This window comes from Stenotrophomonas sp. 116085_Sma, assembly GCF_056479585.1.
Map to the genome: position 1 here is coordinate 231576 of NZ_CM151057.1, position 19143 is coordinate 250718.

The following is a 19143-nucleotide window of genomic DNA, read 5'->3' on the forward strand; positions in this document are numbered from 1 at the left end:
AGCCTTACCACGCCTTTCTGGCCTCATGCTTCCCGAATGCTTGGACTCTTTTCAACCTATGGTTGCCTCGAAACCATAGGTTGGCGGCGTCCTTCACGCAAATTCTTTAACATCAAGACCTCACGGTTCTCGGGGTTGGCGCTCGGGCATAGCGTTCAGACTTTGGTTGCCGAACTCCAAGGGTAGCCGTGCTCGCGAGGGACGTACCGTCAGGCTCACCCAATAGACGGACCATCATACTGTCCGCTTCTGGCCGAAAGCGGACTTTGCCCAATGGGTTGACCAGCGAAGCTGCTATCCAATGACCGGAACAACGAGAGACTCTCTGCCGACCGAGCCCGACACCGTGTCTTCGCATGATCATCCAGGCACACGAGTTGCTGACTACTATTCGAACCGCTGCTCTCTCGCGTGATGCTCGGACTCCTCCTGCCTTCGCTCCCGCTCGATTAGTAGGTCGAGGTCCGTGACCTTCTTCGCTACCAGCGCCCTGACCTCTGGCAGTTCATGCTTAACCAGCTCGCGAAGAGCCTGCTGTCGGGCTTCGATGATCGGAACGCGTGAATTCATCCAACTGTTCGGCACAGCTTGGCCGAAAGCGAACTCGATCAGGCTCGACTTGTCGCACACGACGTCCAGGAGCCTCTTGAAGTGCATGCTGAGTCGAAGCGGAGTTGTCGAATCGTCGTCCTTTTCCGACAGGTCTTTTGCCTCGTAGACGCGGACGTTCCGCGCAACGAACTCCTTACGTTGAGCGTCCTCCCCGCACCACGTCAGGAGCTGGTCAATGGATGCGAGATTCAGCGACGGCGAGGACTCACCGGATCGCTGCCGGAACAGCCAGTCCACCGCGCCGGATTCGGGATCATCACGTTCGATTTCGAGTAGTGCATCCAGCAGCATCTCCGGACGTGCCTCGATGAATGACGACAGCACCTCGGAGTAATTCTCCCGCGAGAGCCGATACTCCTTGACCGCGTCACAGAGCTCGCCGACGAGTCTGGCCACGTCGTCTTCGGGTGCCGCAGGACCAAGAGCTTCTACGATCAGCTTGCCTATGCCGTGATGGGCACGCCGGTTCACGTCGGTGGCCTGATCACGCAACAGGCTACCCAATGCGATGCGGATGGCTGAGAAGATCTCCGGCCCTGGGATATAATTCCAGTCAGCCCTCGCGTGTAGCCGCATGATCAGCATGTCGAACGACGAGTGGTATCCCTCTGGCAGGCGGCAGACTGCATTCGTAAGCGCTGAAAACTCCAAGTCAGACATAGACTCATGACGTCTGCCGTGACCAACTCCCTCAAAATGAGCCGCGGGCACGCTGCCCTGGCGGGCGACGTCGAGCAATCGCGCGCTCACCCATGGCGTGATAGGGGTAGCCAGAAGTAGCCAGACGCTGTATGGCTTGAGCTTAGTCTCCGCCAGCAACTTCTCGTGCACTGGTGGCAGGAGGACCGGGTTGCGCTCCGCGGTCGCCAGCAAGCAGCCCTCGATGAACTCGACACTGGCGCGGTTAGCGGCATGTGCCTTGAACGACCGGATCAACATATCGACCAGGGCTTCTAGATCTTCGTGGGCTTCGGCATAGCCATAACCCAGCCAAGCTACCGGTCTCACGCGAGTTGCCCAGATCTGTGGCGCCAGATGCTCGAACAGGTCCGGGTTGGACGCGAGTGACCGCCCCAATGCGAAGACGTGGTCCAGCAGTTCCGTCCTTGCTGCTGGGCGGTCGGCGCCGCGACAGTAGGGATGCGACCATTCGTTCACGAAAGCGTAGGCGCCGATCTCCGACTCGAGGTCGGAAGGCGCCGCCAGAGACTGCAACACCTCCAGGCGCCGCAACACCGCCCGATCAAGACCCGCGCCGTCGTACTCGATAGTCTCGCCGATGGCCAACCAAATCGCAGGCCACCACCCACCCGCGCCATAGGTTGATACTAGGGATTCCAGAGCGTCGAAGCAGCCGGCAGAGGTCCAGAGCTGTCGAAAGTTCTCTGCGATCAGCGACTTGCCCCACTCGCGCGAGTCATAGTCTGACTCGAGTACTGGATCGAGCAGTGCGAGAAAGCCGTCATACCAGTCGCGTTGCTCCTGCCTGGACCTAGGCCTCCAGCCGGATCCACGGTTGCGCGCGCCGAACTGAAACCCTCCGAAAGACGTCCAGGATCGCGCCTCAAAGGCTGCGCGGAGGAGCTCGCCAGCGATCTGGCGGTCACGATGTTCATCGGTCGCAAGCAGCCTCTGCACAAACGCCTGGCGTCGGGCCGGGCCAGCCAGGGTTCCGGATAGATGCAGCTGATGGAGTCGGCGCAATCGACCCACGACGCTGTTGTTGTTCTCTCCATGACGCTCGGTCCGAGCGATGCTGAGCAGGATACTCGCCGAACGGTCGAAGGATTCGTCGTCATAAGCCAGATTGACGAGGAGCCCGACAAAGCGCTGGACGTTGGGATTGGCGCGGTCAGCGAACCCCGGAATGCGGGCCGATTGCTCGATCGCGCCAAGAAGGACGTCTGGGAAAATCGGAGCTACATAGTTGAGAACCACGAGGTGGCTCTCGCTGAGTGCCGCGAGGTTTGCCAATGGCGCGCCCGACTGGACCCACGTGAGGGCCAACTCGCGGGCACGTTCGTTGTCATGAAAGTAGCCGAGGCGGTGGGCACAAGATTGAAGCAGCCGAATATTCTCGGGCTTCAGAAGCTCGCGGTTGATGTCCTCGGGTTCGTAGTCGTCCAATGCGCGGCGTGCGAGCCGGTTTGCGAGCGCATGCGGCAACACCGCGCGCCAACTGCCTCGTTTTTGGGCGAGCTGCCGGCGCACCAGCTCAGCCTGGGCACGTTGCAGGTCGGCGCGCGCGACCTCGGATATCGCCGACAGAACTCCAAGCTCATCCCCGCGCTCGTCGCGGGAGACGTTGAACGAGTAGACCAGCGACAAGACCGTTGCTGCCCGAAGTAAGTCCGCTGACTCGCCCTTTCTCTGCTGAAACAGGCGTAGGAAGAGCTCCTCGTCATTGAAGCTCGTAAGCGTTTCGTCCGCCTCAACCCGGTCAGCGAGCGCCAGCGCGAGTCGGGCGTTGCCGCCGGCGAACTCGGCGATACGCGCTGAATTGAACCGGTTGAGTTTGGGATAACGCCGAAGAAGCAGTGTGGCGACTGTCTCCTCGCTACCCCGTTCTATATGGATGACATCGGTCTCCTCCGGTCTATCGTCGGATATGTCGTACTCAATGGTCAGCAAATGCAGCGCAGCGGTGCTGGCGCTGAGCTGCTTCTGCAGCGATCGGTGCGTCTGGGGTGGGCAGTTGTCGAGGACGACGTAGCTCGCCAGCTTGTTGGCGATCAAGTAGGTGACCACGGCTGATGCCGAAGGCACCAGGTCTTCACCCAGATCGGCGTAGAGGACGTCAGTGGCAGGCAACGCGTCTTCCCCTACGTGCTCTTCAAACAACGCCTGCGCAAAGCGCGTCTTGCCCACGCCTGACAGCCCAGTAATGCGGACGGCACGAGAGCCTGACCTCAGTCGGCGGCGTGCTAGTTCGATGCCTTCCATGACCGTCATCTTTTTCTTGTCGCTGGAGCTGCCATCGATGACACAGGGGTGCGCGTCGGCCAAAAACTCGTCTTTATCGGTCTTCGGTGTCGAAGCCCAGCGGCCGTAGGGCCGCCATCCAGCCAGCGACTTGCCAAGCTTTTCCCGCGCCCAGAGCGCGACGCCGGGATGGCTCTTCAGCCACAACGCCAACCGGTCAGCTCCATAGAAGTCCAAGTGCAGATCCCCACCCTCACCATACGTCTTCAGTGCCACCTCCATGCCGGCAAGGCGCTCCTTGTACATGGTCGCCGAGCAGCTATCCTTGCCGCTGACGATGACGTAGGCCCCCTTTTCATCGGTGAGCGCCTTAATGGAGTCCCTGAGCTCACCCGCCTCGAGCATCTCCCGTGTGCAGCCGCCGCGGCTCATGCTGTGCTTTTTCACTTGGAACCCGGTGGTCGCACGTGGGACGAAGGCCGGACGCTGGAGTGGACCTACGGTGGCGACGCTCACGTCCAGTCCGCCGTCGGCCGCCTCCTGCGCCCCACCGGCTTGCACGCTTGACCGGGAAATCCCCTGCTCGCGAAGCTCAGCTTCCGCTAATCGAGCGACTAGCTCTCGCAGCTGACCGTCATCCAGAGCGGTGATATCGGCGGCAGTTAGTTCCAGGAAGTCCATCAATCTCTCGAAGTTCTCGGTGCGGGTCCTTCCCTTCATAGTGCCGAGGGTGCGACCCGGGGGGGGGGGTAATGGGCTCGCCTGACGAGATTTCGGAACTTCGAGTAAGTTACTAGATTGAACAACTCCAGGTCCCGAACCTTTTCGCCAAGCCGGGGCCTGGTCCGGATAGTGCAGCTGTCTTTCAGATGACCAGCCGCTTGTCTGTCTCAAGTATTGTGACCGTAACAAGCTCGAACCGCCTTCAGCGAGCGGTTCCAAATCACAAGTCTGGCGTGCATCACCGGCTTTCAAGGGCAGGTAGGGTCTCCGAGTATGGACGGGCCCGAGCCGTGTCAGATGGGCGCGGGACTCTTCCAACGCAGCTTAGAAAGAGTGGGCACGCTCTAAGTCCGCTTCTGGCCGGAACAGCTATCAGCGGGGGCGACAGTGCCCGATCCGTAGCGGAAGTTACTCTAGCGATGTCGGCTGCTATTGCCCCTGGGAAACGACCTGAGCCAGATGCTTCGTCCGACTCCAGCCCCGATACCTCACAAGCGACCTGTGGCGACCATTTGTTAAGAATCCAGAAGTACGTACCGGCATGAAGAATGCTTCCCCTCTCGCTAGGAGGACAAATGAGCAGCGGACGCCAGCCCCACTCCTGAGCAAATGCAACCAAAGGTTTTCAGCCATCAGGCAACCATAGGTTCAGCAAAGACGTAAACCTATGGTTGCCCGTCTAGTACGTAGCCACGTGCCCATAGTTAGAGCGCGTTTTGGCCTCATAGTTGGGTGCAGCCGAGGCTCTACATTCACCGACTATTAGCACTTTGGCCCCATAGTCGGGGCGCTCGTAGCGTAGCTAATTGATATCGAAGGAAATGATTGCATAGTTGGAGACTTCTTTCATAGCTGAACCAACTATGGGTACGCGAATGAATATCCGCTCTCCAGACCGTGCAGTCTGCTGGCGTCTGCCACCTACCTGGATTCCGATGCAAGGTTGTGAAGACGTGGCTGAACCTAGTGAGGCAGCACGGATCTCGGATGGACGCAACGCGCAATGCAAGAAGTCGCTAATCAATGTGGCATGGACCCACAAATGAAAAGCCACTGTTAGTTCCACTCGCGCAATGGGCTCCAATCTAGCATTCGACTCGTCCGGAGAACGCTCGACGTACTAAGGCTTCAAGGATTGTAATGGATTGATTTTAAAGGAGGTATAACCATTTATGGCTTGCGAAATGCAGAGGGACTCAACGAGCTTGCAACGAGCATTGGTTTGCGTATGTTGGAGGAATGAACGCACTTTCCCTGCAAAGAGCGGCACTTGAAGCGTCCTCAGAAGAGGAACTGGCAGACAGGATCGTTGATGAGTCTGGGATCTGTGTTCGCGTGGGGGATGCCAGGCAGCTACTTGGATTCCGTAGCCTAGATGCAGGTAGACGAGCTGCAGTGCAGGGGCGCTTAGGCATCGAAGCGGTGAACTTTCCAGGTCGCCGTGGACGTTTGTCCCTTCGGCAGGCACCTATCAAGGAGCCCGTGCAATGAGCTAAGTAAGAAAGATCTCTGGGGAGAAGAAACAACAAACCCTGGCTGGCAGGCCAGGGCTTGTTCGCAGCTAGCGCTTAGTTCCGCGTAGCTGAATCTACTCCCGACCCGTGCTTCTTTCAAGTGCTCGTCAAAGCGGGAGGGGGCCGTGCAGCCATCTCCCACCATGAGGGAGATGGCAATGACCCCAGATCAGCTGAGGGATCATCTAAGAACGCTAGATCTATCAGTAGAAGATAGGTCCTTCGCACTCGAGCTCTTTGGCCAGGAACCAGGGCGCAGCGTTGGCGCCTATGCACTGGACAATGTGGTCGTCGACTTCTATTCAAGAAAGTGTCGCGATGTTCGCAGGCTGGAAAGCCATACAGTCGAGCAAACATTTGCATATGAGCTAGAAATTGATCCTGACGTCATCTCATATGTTTGCCAGGTCACTTGTCGTGGCATAAGGCGCGGCAATCATGTGTGCACCGCCCATGCAGACTTCTTTGTGGTTCGACGGTCCTCCGTGGAAATCGTGGAATGTAAGCCCATCTCCAAGCTCAGCACTCTTGTGGAGAGAAAGCCCGAAGAGTGGGTGCTGGACGGTGGGAAATATCGCAATCTGGTGTATGAGCGATGGGCAGCATCCCATGGGATCGAGTACAAGATCTGGGCCTCACCCAGCAACATCAGCCGATACCATAGGAACTTGCAGTTCATCTACCAAAACTGGGATGAAGATCTCTCAATGGTGCGCCGAGAGGGCTTTGCTGCGGTGGAAAAGCAGCTTTACATGGGGCCAAAAAGCATCGCGTTTCTTATGGAAGAGATCCCTTGGTTCAACGCTGGGGTCGCAGCAGGACTCTTGGCGGATAGGCTAGTCCACGGGCCCATAGGGCACATACCGATTACCGATACGCGCAACTTTCTCTTAAGCCTAAGTCAAGAGCAGGCGGAGGCGATTGCGGCCGAGTGCTGTAAGAACATCAACAACCTGTATGCCGAAGCTAGCGGCCCAGTTGCGCTCGCAAGTTCAGTTGATGTGGCAAAGGCAGTTGCAAGGCTGAAGAAGCTTGAATGCCTTGCTCGTGAAGGAAAGCGAGCGACACCCAAGATGAGGAAGTTGGAGGAGCGGGTGAGACTAGCGCGCGCAGAGGGTCGCAATCCTCTAGATGATCTCATCACCAACTACGCAAAGTGCGGGAACCGATCCAGTCGTCTCACTCACGCGCAATCAGAACTTGTACGCGGAGTCATTGGCTCACATTGGCTAAAGGGTAAGGTTGCGACGCTAGCCGATCTGTATCGTGAGCTAGCCCTGCAGTGCGAGTGCGCTGGCGTTCCTGTGCCTGGCCGGAAGGCGCTCGTCAGAAGAGTTCGATCCGTTTCAAGGGGGCAACGTGATCTTGCTGTCGGCGGTAAGCGAAACTATCAAGCAAATAGGCCGCGTTCCGACGCTCGGGTTAGATCAGGCCAAGCGCTTGCTGTGCACTCTGTCCTGCACATCGATGCAACCAAGGTTGACAACCGAGTCTTTACACAAGAAGACGAAGGGCAGCAAGACCACTGCCCGGTACTGTACTGCGGCCGTGACGAAGCGTCGTCTAAGGTTATGGCCCATGCCTTTGTCTTCGGTCCCGCTCGGCGCGAAGGGCCACTAATTTTGCTGAGGAACTATGTGCGCGAGCACGCGAAGCTTCCACACGCAATCGTGATCGATCGAGGCACTGATCTGAAGTCAGCCTTAGGTGATCTCTGTCGAACCTATGGCATCTCCATACTCACAGTGCCGACAGGCGCGAGTCGCTTCAACTCACAGTGTGAGACGGTTCAAGGGCTTATCAATTCCATGGTCAGCCACAAATTGATTGGGAGCACAAAGCCAGATAAAGCCGGTAGAAGTGTCGATGGAAAATTCAAAAGCAGATCGACCGCGCGCCTAGATTTCTCGACCGTAGAATCCGAAATTCACCACCTTCTGTACAGCCTGATGCCCGAGATGCCCGTGGATGGCTTCGCAGGTGCGCGAGAGCGATTTGAGAACAGTCAGTTGACTGCTCCAAACTCTGGAATACCAACGGTTGTAGACGATGACTTCCTATTTCAAACTTCAGTGAAATTGAAATCATGCTCTTATGAAAGAACAAGGGGGATCAGACACTGGAGGAGAAGCTACACGAACGCGGATCTCGCGTCGCGCGCGCATGAAGAGAAGATCCTCAGTGCTCGGCGTGATCCTGAGGATATTTCATTCGTTTGGATTCAGACCACGAAGAGACGCTACAAGGCATGGTGCTCGAAGGTCTCGGAGATTGGTCACTACTCCGAGCAGGATCGTCACTTCGAGGCAATGTGGGAGCAGTTCATCACGCCGGATGTTGAGAGCAAGAAGGAGGAGCTGCAGCGTAAGAACTATGAGAGGACGAGCATGGCCAACGCCAGGCAGCGAGCCAATGATATGGGGCTAGCAAGTGGAAAGGAAACGCAAGCCCCGCCAAATGCGAGTCGATCGAAGGTTCAAGCGAGATTGGTCGTCAACTTTGATGAGCTCCCCGATCTCATTGTGGAAGGGGATTCGCATGGACGCTAGCATCCTGCCCCATTTTCCAGCTGATGAGATGAGCTTCCCTTTCATACCACATCAGCGCTTTCTAACTACCCAGCACAGCCTACTGAAATCAGTTTCGAGAGCTCGGCCAGGAGACTTTGTTTGGTTGATAGCGCCCTCCTGGTCAGGAAAGAGCGAGTTGCGTCGGCAGCTGTTGCCTGAGCTCGGAGGAAATCCCCAACTTTGGCCAACAGGCCACTTGCCGCTGATCTCCGTAAGGGCAATCCTGAATCAGGGCGACAAGTTCAATCCGAAAGACTTCGCTTTGCGCCTACATCAGGAAATAACTGAGCCCGACACTAGCTGGACTAATGCTATGGAAACCGGTGGCGATCCTGACCAAACGCACGTGGCCGCAGAGCGGCGAGCCTCTTCAGTGTTCTGGCGTGAAGTGCGCGCGAGAACAGCGGAGAGAGACCTTCGTCTTTCGTTTGAGCGCATGTCTAGAATTCGCGGATTGAGGTACATCGTCATAGAGGAGGCTGCGAACATCTGCAGGGTTCCGAAGAGTCAGAGTTCACGCAACTACATGCTTGGCATCATGGCGCTTGTTGAAGAAATTGGTTGTGTGGCGATCATGATAGGAACCCATGAAGCGTCCACGCTCTATGAGGATTCCCAAGAGGTGTTCAATAGATCTGACGTTCTCTATATGCGTCCGTACGGTCTGAATGACAATGACGACCTGCGATCCTACGCCTCTCTGATCAAGGCGATCGGCAAGGGATTTCCACTTTCAAAAGGTAGCCTTCTCCAGGAAAACCTAGAGCTCATTGCTCTCAATGGAGGAGGAATTTTTGGCCCAACTCTGCGGTACTTGATGCGGGCGAATGAAGAGCGTTGTCGCAATGGTTCCAATACCATCGAGCTCGGGCATCTGCGAGCAGCGTCTGGAACCGAAAGGAATCACAGGCTGCTCTGGGGAGAGATAGACGCGTTCAATAGACTTGCCGATGGCAAGCGTTCTCTACGCCTAGCGGACTTCTTGACCATCAAGGGCTCATTGCCTAGCGAAGGCGATCTGTGAGGATGGAACCACCAAGATGGACGGTACTTCCACCTCTTGAGCTTCGTGATGCAGGTACTCCCTGGACAGAGTCGCTCAATGGATACGCAAATCGCTTGGCTAAGCTCAGCGGAATTTCGTGGTGCAAGATGCTTCAGCTTATCGACACCCACTCGTCGGAGGTGCCGTCTAGATACATTGATCAGCGCAGACTCGATGGGCTCGGGCCTGTGTCAGTACGGCGTGCGCGTTCACTAGAGAAGCTGACTGGGCAGTCACTTGTCGGTGCTACTTTGTATGGACTCTCAGAGATCGTCTCCTCAAGGGCAGCGAGCTGGAGTCGACACGCCGCTTGGTGTCCGATTTGCATCGGAGCTAGCGATATGGACGAGAGCGCCACAGAGAGGCTGATTTGGAGCTTCGATGCTTATTCTCACTGCTCGCTGCACGACGCCAGGATTGAGAACAGCTGTTCCAATTGTGGACTCGGGAAGTTGAAGAGCATTGCATTGAGAAAGTGCCCATCCTGCGGAGATCGCCTAGACAGGCGCACACGCTTTGACTCGGCGAACCCGACTCAGCGCTGGATCAATCAGTGCATAGAGGAACTGATCTCTTGGTGCTCAAATCATCCAAATCAGAGGCTTGAACTCTCGAACTTGGAGGTGTTTATAGAGGCAGTCGTGGCTAGAGGCGAGGGGCGAAAGTTGGATTACCGACCTCCTGCACGCTTGCCTGCAAGCTATTCTGACTACAAGAGCTGGACTAGAGTGAATTGCTTCAGACTCTTTAGAAGGAATGATCCGAGTCGATTAGAGTTCAATGAGCTACTCAATCTATCGGCAAATCAGTGCGTTTCTGTCTTGGACATTCTTCTCCAGCCTATCGAATCTGCGTCCGAACTTCTGCCTGGAATTGGATCGAATCCGGAGCTCCCACTAGGACGCGGTCGAGTGGCAGATGAGCGAAGAGAGTTTGCTCGATTGATTGACGCTCTGCTTGGTGATGACCAGTGCGTCCTTCCATCCTTCCAGGTGCTTGCGCAGCTGAGCGGAAGACGAGGGTCGTTCAAGTCTGGCCTACCGCACCACCACGCTCACTATGCGGTCCGGCTAAGGCGGCAACAGATGATGATTCGCGGTGTTTCGCGAAGAACGATAAACAGAGCATTTCGTCTTGCATGTCAGTTGAAACTTTCGCTACAAGGACAGCTGCTGATATCCGAAGCCGTGGCAAAACGAATCCACATCGAGATGGATGTCGCATCGAACATCGTGCGATCCGCGGAACTTGCCTGTAGCCTTCTTCTCCCAGTGGGAGGGATGAAGGGCGTAGCTCGTATACCCAATCTATGAGCTGAAGCCTTCCTGGTGGTCTTAGAAGTCTCTTGGTCTTAGATGCCCCGTCTGCCTGACGAACACGAGTGCATTCCACGGTTGCGAGGTGTCAGCAATAGTGCCGAAGGGTGGCATAAGTGCTGTTTGCTACGTCGACGGATGCGCAGAGCATCAGAGCTGTCCAAGATCTTGGACGACCGATCGCCCTTGGCGCAGGTCGATTGCCAGCAGGCGACCACCTGCGACCTGCCGGCCAGCGGCGCTGTTTAACCATGCCGCTTGAATCCTGCCCGCCTCAATTACCGCATCCGCCGCAAAGCTGTCAGGCATGGCCCGCAAGGGCTCGCCGGGTGACGCCAGACCTCCGACCAAGGGTTGCACCACCGTTGCTGCGGTGCTGTTGGACTTGGCGTAGGCGGTGGCTATCATTCGTCCGGCGCGTGGGCACCACCCTCCAAGTACCAGTTCGGTGCCTAGGGTTTGCCTCGACAGGCCTGCTTCAAGGGCTGCCTTCTCGTACTCAGGCCAAAGCTGGTCGATCACCAATGTCAGTTCCTTGGCTAGCTGCTCCATTGTGAAGTCCGCCCGAAAGCTGGCCTGCAGCATAAGTGCGTAGATCCGAAGGAAGAATTGAGTGCTACCGCGGCAGGCAAGCACCACGTTGTGTTGTGGAATCAATAAGAACTTCGCGCCGGACGATTTGGCGCCGGTGAGTGCATCCTCGGCGAGAGTGTCAACTGCAACCAGCATCCGTTCAGGGCTAAGCAGGACGTTCAGGATACTCAAGTGCGCGCGCTCCACTGGCTTGCGGCAATATCATGCGGATTGTGACGATTGTCCATCTAGAAGCACATTGGAATGAATTTTGAGATTTCTGACTTAAAGGCTCGCTTAGAGGCGTGCGAGACAGATCTTGCGGCGCACCGTGGCTACTTGAAGGCCCTGGAGTACGGGGTGCGGACGCTAATCATCACGCATCCGTATCCAGACTTGTTATCGAGAGCCTGGGCCTCGATTCTTCCTGGGATCACTGAGGCTCACGGGCCGGAGGGCGGGTGGATTTTCAACGCGGCCTTCCAGCAGCTGCTCTCGGTGTTGACTCAGCAAATTGAGGCGCGGGGCGGCAAGGTCGGTGATTAGGGGAACAGGACCTCGATCTGAGGTGGCATTGCCTCCCAGCCCAGAGCAGGGCTTTCTGGACGGTTCAGGGCGGGACTTGGGGAACTTCAGGGCGGGACTTGGGGAACTCAAGCACGAATGCTGGAGGGAACTGATGTGCAGCTTTGAGGGGAAGGGGGATTGGCGTGCGTATAAAGAAGGGCAGATGAGGAGAACTTCAAATGAGTGACGTAGATGAATGGCTGACAAGGGCCTCGGCTGCCACTCGGCCCTGCGGCAATGAGCAGGCCACTGATGTGCTAGTTCAGCGCTTGTCCCAAGAAGCTTCCCCTTCGCAATGGGCCGGTAAGCGAGAGTTCCGCCGGGCACTCGCATGCGCCGCGCTCGCGGCGGTGCTTACCTGCGGAGGAGTAGGCTCCGCCTTCTTTGTCACCCAGGCACCCTCGCGCCCGACATGGGTCGCGGCCCCAGCTTCCATGTCCCCATACGCTCTACTGGTGGAACGCTGATGGCAATCGGACCCCTCATGAGGCTGCCGCTGGCAACAATCGCTGGCGCCATCATTGGCGTCGTGTGCGCGCTGGCTATCGGCTGGACCTGGCACTCGCTCAATCCTGGGCACAGCGATCTCCATGAACGCCTTCACGCCGTGGTGCCTCTGGACGACTCGGAGAAGCAGATCCTCCAGGCCAAGGAACAGCTGTTCGCAACAAGGCGAGGTGAGATCGAAGCGCGCCTGCGGATTGCCAACCGCCAGCTGGCGGACGCCATCGCGGCTGACCCCAAATGGAACCCCCAGGTGGAACGTGCAAGTCGTGAGGTGGAGCGGGCTGCGGGCGATCTCCAGCGCATCACGCTCGAGCATGTGTTCGAGATGCGCGAGGGCTTGAAACCCGAGCACCGGCCGGCCTACGACAAGGCACTCCTTGAAGCACTTCGCACCGACTCTCCCTGAGCCACACAAACGTTGTGACCATCGAGGACGACAACAACTGGGCAGTTGAAGCTGCGGCAGGTAATGCTGAGGCCTTCGCTCGCCTGGTCCGCCGTCACTCGCCAGCAATCAAGCAGATGGTTCGAGGCATGGGCCTGCCCGAAACCGACGTCGATGATGTCGTGCAGGAGACATTCGTTGCCGCTTGGCGAGGCCTGTCAGAGTACGATCCGACGCGCTCGGTACTTCCCTGGCTGATGCGTATTGGAATCAACAAGGTTCGTGATACGCAACGGTTTCGACGCGTCCGCCATTTCCTGTTCCGGGCCAAGCCTTTGGATGACGAGGAAGGACGCGCCCTGCATTCCGAGCAGGCCGGGCCAGAGCAGGTTGCCGGCTCTCAGCTTGAGCTCGCAGAAGTAAGAAGGGTTCTCAACACGATCGACCCGAGCCTGCGTGAAGCCCTGGTTCTGACTGCCTTCGTCGGCCTTTCCCAGGTTGAAGCAGCTTCCGCCCTGGGTATCAGTCTCAAAACAATAGAGGGTCGCGTACTGAGAGCACGGGCCAAGCTGACAGATGCACTGAGCCGCGGGAAATAAATTTTCGCCGGATTCGAGGGGAAGGCCGCGCAGGCCGCGTAGTGCAGAAAGACGGCCGAGATTGCGGCCCCACTGCACCGGATCCTCATGAAACCATCATTGCTTGCCCTGACGGTGATGCTGGCCCTGACCAGTATCTCTGCGGCCTATGCCTCGGACGCCCCGAACTTCAGCGCGTTGCTCGAGCAGAGCAGGGCCCAATCCCCCTTCCTTCAGGAAAAGGGGTTCGACACAGCTGCCGCTGCGGGCGAAGCCCGCCAAGCGCGAGCGCTACGTAACCCCACCATTGATGCCCTCGCAGAGAATCTCAACGCTCCCCCCAGCAATGGCGCGAGCCAGCGGCAGACGACCTACACCATCAGCCAGCCACTCGAGATCTTTGGCCAACGTGGGGCTCGAATCCAGGCGGGAGAGAAAGGGCTGCAGGCGGCCGAAGCTCGCCAGCACCAGGCACAAGTCGAATTCGCCGCAGCCTTGGCTGTTGCCTACGCGTCTTCCGAGGCTGGGCTGATACGGCGAAACATTGCTGCCGAAGATGTTGATCGCGCCAGAGGCGACCTGAAGGCAGCTCAGGCGCTGGTTGACGCAGGAAAGGAGGCCAGCCTGCGCGTAGCACAAGCCCAGGCCGGCTTGAGCTCAGCAGAAGCGATTGCCGCCTCAAGAGAGGCAGAGGCGGCTGCAGCTCTCGAGCAACTGTCAGTACTGGCGGGAAGAGCTGAACCCTACTCAGGCACGTCCGAGTCACTCCTGGTGCGCGAGTGGGTTGCGCCCGCAATTGCGAACGTCGATTCGGCATCTGTCCTGTCTGCGAAGGCAGACGTCGATGCGAGCGATGCGGTTCTGCGCACTGAACGCTTCAAGCGGGCACCGGACCTTAACCTCACCGCAGGCCGTCGCAACTTCGCCGCCGGTGGGGACGCATTGGTCGTCGGCGTGTCTCTGAGCATCCCATTGTTTGACCGGAACAGCGGCGGGATCAGCGCGGCTCGAGCACGGAGCGACGCCGCCCGTGCTCGATTGGATGCAGCACGCCTCCAGAGCCAGGCGGACCGTGCGACTGCGCTTGCGCGTGTTGACGCCGCCAAGCGAGGACTGATCGCTGCCTCCAAGGGAGAGGAAGCAGCCACGGAAGCCTACCGAATGGCGCGCTTGGGATACGAGGCCGGTAGAACCCCACTGGTTGAGCTGCTGCTTAGCCGTCGCACGCTGACGGACGCGAGGCTGAGCGTGGTGGATGCACGACTCGCACGCGTTGCCGCCTACGCATCGCTCGCCGTGGCCAGCGGTCAGATTGCCTTTGGAGACATGTAGATGAAGAGAAGTATTCCGGCTGTTAACACCCTGACGATGATCGGCGTGGCTACCTTGGCGCTTGGCGCGGGATTTGGCATTGCACGCTTATCCGCCCCTTCAGAGACGGTGGTCGACCCCGCGAAAGACGAAGCCAGCGCCAGTGCGCCGGCGGAGGCGGAGGCAGCTCAGGAAGTCGCGATTCCCAAGGAGTATCTTGCCGCTGCCGGGATCTCGGTGGAGCCCGTCACTTCCGCTCAGGTAGCGGCGAATATCACCGCATCGGGTTCGGTCGTGGCAATCCCCGGTGGTGAGGCCGTCGTGGTGGCACGTGCGGCCGGTAACGTCACCGATGTCATCCGGCAGGTGGGCGACAAGGTGAAGAAGGGCGAAGTGCTGGCACGCGTAGCCAGCCCTGATGGGGCCCGTATTGCGGCTGACCTTCGTGTGGCCAGCGCCAGCCTCTCCCTCGCCGAAAAGAACGTCAAGCGCGATGAGTCGTTGCTCGCACAGGGCGTGCTGGCACGACAAGAGGCTGAGGCGAGTCGCGCCGCCTATCTCACAGCGCAAGCAGAAGCACAACGCGCTGCCCTGGTGGCACGCACCGCCAATGTGGATGGAGGAGGTAGCGTCAACGTCATCAGCCCTATCGATGGAACCATCAGCAGCTCGCAAGTGACTCTGGGCGCTTTCGTCGAGCCGCAGGCCTCCCTTTATAGGGTCACAGGTTCCAATGGCGTGGAGATTCAGGCCTCCGTTCGTGCGGGTGACACCGGTCGGATCAAGGCCGGCGACAGCGTGTCCATTACCCGCTCCGACGGAAGCGTCACCTCAGGAAAGGTCCGTTCAGTTGCTGCCGCCGTAGGTGGGCTGACAAGGGCTGCCACAGTCGTAATCACCCCGAGCGCAGAGGCGAACGGATTGGTTGTGGGTGACGGTGTGCAGGTCCGGCTGGTCACCGCTTCCGGATCGGGTGAGGGGCTGTCTGTCTCGGAAGAGGCGGTCCAGAACATCGACGGAAAAGACGTCCTCTTCGTCAGAACCAGTAAGGGGTTCACTGCACAGCCGGTCTTCATTGGCCTCCGTAGCGGTGGTATGGCGCAGATCCTTTCTGGCGTCACTGCGGGAACCCCGGTTGCTACCCGTAATGCGTTTCTGGTGAAAGCCGAGATGAAAAAGTCGGGCGGAGACGAGTAATGATCGAGCAAGTACTCACGGGTGCCGTACGGCACCGCTGGCTGGTTCTGTTGATCACACTGGTGATTGCGGTGATCGGCGGGTGGCAACTGAACCTGCTACCGATCGACGTGACTCCGGATATCACGAACAAGCAGGTCCAGATCAACACCGTCATCCCGACGCTGAGTCCAGTGGAGGTCGAGAAGCGCGTTACCTACCCGATCGAGACCGCGATGGCAGGACTTCGGGGCGTCGCGAACACCCGGTCGTTCTCGCGCAACGGCTTCAGCCAGGTCACGGTGATCTTCGATGAGAGCGCAGACCTCTACTTCATGCGCCAACAGGTCACCGAGCGTCTGACTCAGGCTCGGCCCCAGTTGCCGGAGGGTGCCGAACCACTGATGGGCCCGGTTTCGACCGGGTTGGGCGAAGTATTCCACTACAGCGTTGAATTCACCCACCCAGATGGCAAAGATGCCCCGCGAAATGATGGTAAGCCTGGCTGGCAAAGCGACGGTTCGTTCCTGACTGATCAAGGGGAACGGCTGACGGACAACATGGCACGTCTGGCCTACTTGCGCACAGTCCAGGACTGGATTGTGCGGCCTCAGCTGCGCACGACGCCAGGCGTAGCAGACGTCGACAGCCTCGGCGGCTACGTCAAGGAGTATGTCGTTGAGCCCAATGCGAGCAAGCTCGCGGAGTACGGGTTCTCCTATACCGACCTGGCCGACGCGTTGCAGGATGCCAATCTGTCGGTCGGAGCAGACTACATCCAGAGGTCGGGCGAGTCCTATCTGGTGCGCGCAGACGCCCGCATCCGCTCCGTGGACGAGATTGCCCGTGCCGTTGTGGGCAATCGCAACGGAGTTCCCGTAACGGTGGGTGACGTCGCACGTGTGGTCGTTGACGGTGAGCTCCGCCGCGGTGCTGCCAGCCGCAATGGATACGAGACTGTCGTCGGCAGTGCACTCATGCTGGTTGGCGCCAACAGCCGAACTGTGGCGGCGGCGGTGGGTGACAAGCTGCAGGAGATCGGCAAGACCATGCCGCCGGGCGTGACGATTGTTCCCACCTTGGACCGATCCCAGCTGGTTGTCGCAACGATCAAGACCGTCGCCAAGAACCTGGCCGAAGGCGCTCTTCTAGTCGTGGTCATCCTGTGTGCATTGCTCGGAAACTGGCGAGCTGCTGTCATTGCTGCATTGGTGATTCCGTTGTCCCTGCTGATCACCGCGATCGGCATGAACAAGCTCGGGATCTCTGGCAACCTGATGAGCCTGGGTGCGCTCGACTTTGGCCTGATCATCGACGGCGCGGTCATCATCGTCGAGAACGCACTGCGCCGCCTGGCAGAGCGACAGCATGCACTTGGGCGCCCGCTCAATCTATCGGAGCGCCTGCATGAAACGATCGCCTCGTCCAAGGAGATGGTCCGCCCGACCGTATATGGGCAGGCGGTCATCTTCCTGGTCTTCGTGCCCTGCCTGACCTTCCAGGGCGTCGAGGGGAAGATGTTCTCTCCGATGGTCATTACCCTGATGCTGGCGCTGGCCTCTGCATTCGTGCTCTCCCTCACTTTCGTTCCGGCGATGGTGGCGGTCATGCTCAAGGGCCACATTTCCGAGAAGGAAGTACGGGTAGTAGCTGCTACCAAGAGCCGCTATCAGCCGATGCTTCGCAGCGCAATCCGCCAACCCATGCCCTACCTGGCCGGTGGTCTTGGCGTCCTGGTGGCCGGCGTTGTGGCCTTTGGCTTTGTGGGTCGGGAGTTCATGCCCACATTGGATGAGCAGAATCTCAACCTGTCCTCCGTTCGCATCCCGTCCACATCGATCGAGCAGTCCGTCGCCATCGACCTTCCTCTTGAGAAGGCACTGATGACGTTGCCGGAGGTACAGACGGTGTACTCCAAGGCCGGTACCGCAAGCCTGGCCGCAGATCCCATGCCGCCCAATGCGTCCGACAACTACGTGATCCTCAAGCCCAAGGACCAATGGCCGGATGGAGTGAAGACCAAAGAGCAGGTGATCGAGAGGATTCGAGAAAAGACAGCCTTTCTTGTTGGTAACAACTATGACGCCACCCAGCCCATCGAGATGCGCTTCAATGAGCTGATCGGCGGCGTTCGTAGCGACGTTGCAGTCAAGATCTATGGCGAAGACCTGACGGCGCTTGCCGGCAGCGCTGACAAGATTGCGGCCGTCCTCAAGAAGATTCCGGGCGCATCGGATGTCCGTGTGGCGCAGACGGGAGGCTTCCCGACCTTTGACATGGCGTTCGACCGGGCCGCGATCGCCCGTTACGGACTCACCGTCAAGGAAGTGGCCGACACAGTGTCTGCTGCTCTGGCAGGTCGCATGGCGGGCCAGATCTTCGAAGGTGATCGGCGCTTCGACGTGGTGGTTCGTCTGCCCCGTGTGGACCGCAGCGATCTCGATGTACTAGGAGCCGTTCCGGTTATGCTGCCGCCAGGCAGTCAGGAAGGCCGTCAGTCTGTTCCGCTTCGTGAATTGGTCAGTTTCCGCTTCACACAGGGTCTGAACGAAGTGAGCCGCGACAATGGCAAACGTCGAATCTATGTGGAAGCGAATGTGGTCGGGCGTGACCTGGGTAGCTTCGTTGACGACGCCAAGGCGGCTATTGCCCAGCAGGTGCAGTTGCCCACGGGTTCCTGGATCGAATGGGGCGGGCAGTTCCAGAATCTGCAGGCAGCAACGAAGCGACTGGCGATTATTGTGCCTCTCTGCTTCATTCTCATTGCAGCCGTCCTCTACATGGCGATTGGCAACGGTTTGCTGACAGGTACGGTACTGACTGCGGTGCCACTTGCTCTGGCCGGTGGATTCTTCGCATTGGCGTTGAGAGGAATCCCCTTCTCGATCTCAGCTGCTGTGGGCTTCATCGCGGTATCTGGTGTCGCGGTGCTCAACGGCCTGGTTCTGATCTCCGCGATCAAGAAACGCCTGCACGAGGGGCTTCCGCCAGATGAGGCGGTCGAACTGGGTGCAATGGAGCGCGTTAGACCGGTTCTTATGACCGCGCTGGTTGCCTCCCTGGGCTTCGTCCCGATGGCGATTGCAACAGGTACGGGCGCCGAAGTGCAGAAGCCACTGGCTACAGTGGTTATCGGGGGTCTTGCCACGGCAACCGTACTGACGCTGTTCGTGCTGCCTGCGCTGTGCGGGCTGGTACTCCGAAGAACTGCGCGCAGGAAGGCCGCGGGCATTGAAGACCCCTTGCCGGTACCCGAAGTCGATTGAGCGCAAGCCCCTTCCACGGCTTCACGTCCTGCCCTGCGGATCGGATTACGATCCGCAGGGCAGCGGCGCTTTCCACTG

Annotated in this window: 12 protein-coding genes; 10 read left to right on the forward strand and 2 right to left on the reverse strand. The window is 58.6% G+C overall.

Annotation, left to right across the window (positions count from 1 at the left end; all coding sequences use genetic code 11):
- Positions 1-387: 387 nt before the first annotated feature.
- Positions 388-4215, reverse strand: coding sequence for a hypothetical protein (locus ACZK0Z_RS01040; protein WP_197632161.1), 3828 nt, complete (start codon positions 4213-4215; stop codon positions 388-390).
- A gap of 1714 nt (positions 4216-5929) precedes the next feature.
- On the opposite strand from ACZK0Z_RS01040, the gene ACZK0Z_RS01045 reads away from it, so the two are divergent.
- Genes ACZK0Z_RS01045 through ACZK0Z_RS01055 form a run of 3 tightly spaced genes read left to right on the forward strand, consistent with a single transcriptional unit; the run spans position 5930 to position 10699 of the window.
- Positions 5930-8320, forward strand: coding sequence for a hypothetical protein (locus tag ACZK0Z_RS01045; RefSeq protein ID WP_130768356.1), 2391 nt, complete (start codon positions 5930-5932; stop codon positions 8318-8320).
- Positions 8310-9365: a hypothetical protein gene (locus ACZK0Z_RS01050; RefSeq protein WP_158229108.1), complete on the forward strand. Its 1056-nt coding sequence runs from the start codon at positions 8310-8312 to the stop codon at positions 9363-9365. Before ACZK0Z_RS01045 ends, ACZK0Z_RS01050 begins: the two co-directional genes overlap by 11 nt.
- Before the next feature lie 2 nt (positions 9366-9367).
- Positions 9368-10699: a TniQ family protein gene (locus ACZK0Z_RS01055; protein ID WP_080052957.1), complete on the forward strand. Its 1332-nt coding sequence runs from the start codon at positions 9368-9370 to the stop codon at positions 10697-10699.
- Positions 10700-10852: 153 nt separating this feature from the next.
- Here ACZK0Z_RS01055 and ACZK0Z_RS01060 read toward each other — a convergent pair whose 3' ends face one another.
- Positions 10853-11467 (reverse strand): hypothetical protein, encoded by a 615-nt coding sequence (locus tag ACZK0Z_RS01060; RefSeq protein ID WP_033836041.1) that lies wholly within the window; start codon positions 11465-11467, stop codon positions 10853-10855.
- A gap of 72 nt (positions 11468-11539) precedes the next feature.
- Between ACZK0Z_RS01060 and ACZK0Z_RS01065 the strand changes: the two genes are divergently transcribed.
- From ACZK0Z_RS01065 to ACZK0Z_RS01095, 7 genes are all read left to right on the forward strand, one after another.
- Positions 11540-11821: a hypothetical protein gene (locus ACZK0Z_RS01065; RefSeq protein ID WP_033836035.1), complete on the forward strand. Its 282-nt coding sequence runs from the start codon at positions 11540-11542 to the stop codon at positions 11819-11821.
- 200 nt (positions 11822-12021) lie between these two features.
- Complete coding sequence (locus tag ACZK0Z_RS01070) at positions 12022-12309, forward strand: CnrY/NccY family anti-sigma factor (RefSeq protein ID WP_130768358.1); 288 nt, start codon at positions 12022-12024, stop codon at positions 12307-12309.
- 17 nt (positions 12310-12326) lie between these two features.
- Complete coding sequence (locus tag ACZK0Z_RS01075; RefSeq protein WP_087948687.1) at positions 12327-12755, forward strand: periplasmic heavy metal sensor; 429 nt, start codon at positions 12327-12329, stop codon at positions 12753-12755.
- A gap of 14 nt (positions 12756-12769) precedes the next feature.
- Positions 12770-13333 (forward strand): RNA polymerase sigma factor, encoded by a 564-nt coding sequence (locus ACZK0Z_RS01080; RefSeq protein WP_049429827.1) that lies wholly within the window; start codon positions 12770-12772, stop codon positions 13331-13333.
- A gap of 87 nt (positions 13334-13420) precedes the next feature.
- Entirely contained in the window at positions 13421-14644 is a 1224-nt protein-coding gene (locus tag ACZK0Z_RS01085; protein WP_033836037.1) for a TolC family protein, read from the forward strand.
- Complete coding sequence (locus ACZK0Z_RS01090; protein WP_014645517.1) at positions 14645-15820, forward strand: efflux RND transporter periplasmic adaptor subunit; 1176 nt, start codon at positions 14645-14647, stop codon at positions 15818-15820.
- On the forward strand, positions 15820-19065 hold the full coding sequence (locus tag ACZK0Z_RS01095; RefSeq protein ID WP_014645518.1) for a CusA/CzcA family heavy metal efflux RND transporter: 3246 nt from the start codon (positions 15820-15822) through the stop codon (positions 19063-19065). Before ACZK0Z_RS01090 ends, ACZK0Z_RS01095 begins: the two co-directional genes overlap by 1 nt.
- The last annotated feature ends 78 nt before the right edge of the window (positions 19066-19143 follow it).

Coding starts and splice junctions, on each gene's coding strand:
- ACZK0Z_RS01085 (WP_033836037.1), top strand. CDS start 13,421: ATGAAACCATCATTGCTTGCCCTGACGGTGATGCTGGCCCTGACCAGT.
- ACZK0Z_RS01040 (WP_197632161.1), bottom strand. CDS start 4,215: ATGGACTTCCTGGAACTAACTGCCGCCGATATCACCGCTCTGGATGAC.
- ACZK0Z_RS01045 (WP_130768356.1), top strand. CDS start 5,930: ATGACCCCAGATCAGCTGAGGGATCATCTAAGAACGCTAGATCTATCA.
- ACZK0Z_RS01070 (WP_130768358.1), top strand. CDS start 12,022: ATGAGTGACGTAGATGAATGGCTGACAAGGGCCTCGGCTGCCACTCGG.
- ACZK0Z_RS01055 (WP_080052957.1), top strand. CDS start 9,368: ATGGAACCACCAAGATGGACGGTACTTCCACCTCTTGAGCTTCGTGAT.
- ACZK0Z_RS01090 (WP_014645517.1), top strand. CDS start 14,645: ATGAAGAGAAGTATTCCGGCTGTTAACACCCTGACGATGATCGGCGTG.
- ACZK0Z_RS01095 (WP_014645518.1), top strand. CDS start 15,820: ATGATCGAGCAAGTACTCACGGGTGCCGTACGGCACCGCTGGCTGGTT.
- ACZK0Z_RS01050 (WP_158229108.1), top strand. CDS start 8,310: ATGGACGCTAGCATCCTGCCCCATTTTCCAGCTGATGAGATGAGCTTC.
- ACZK0Z_RS01065 (WP_033836035.1), top strand. CDS start 11,540: ATGAATTTTGAGATTTCTGACTTAAAGGCTCGCTTAGAGGCGTGCGAG.
- ACZK0Z_RS01075 (WP_087948687.1), top strand. CDS start 12,327: ATGAGGCTGCCGCTGGCAACAATCGCTGGCGCCATCATTGGCGTCGTG.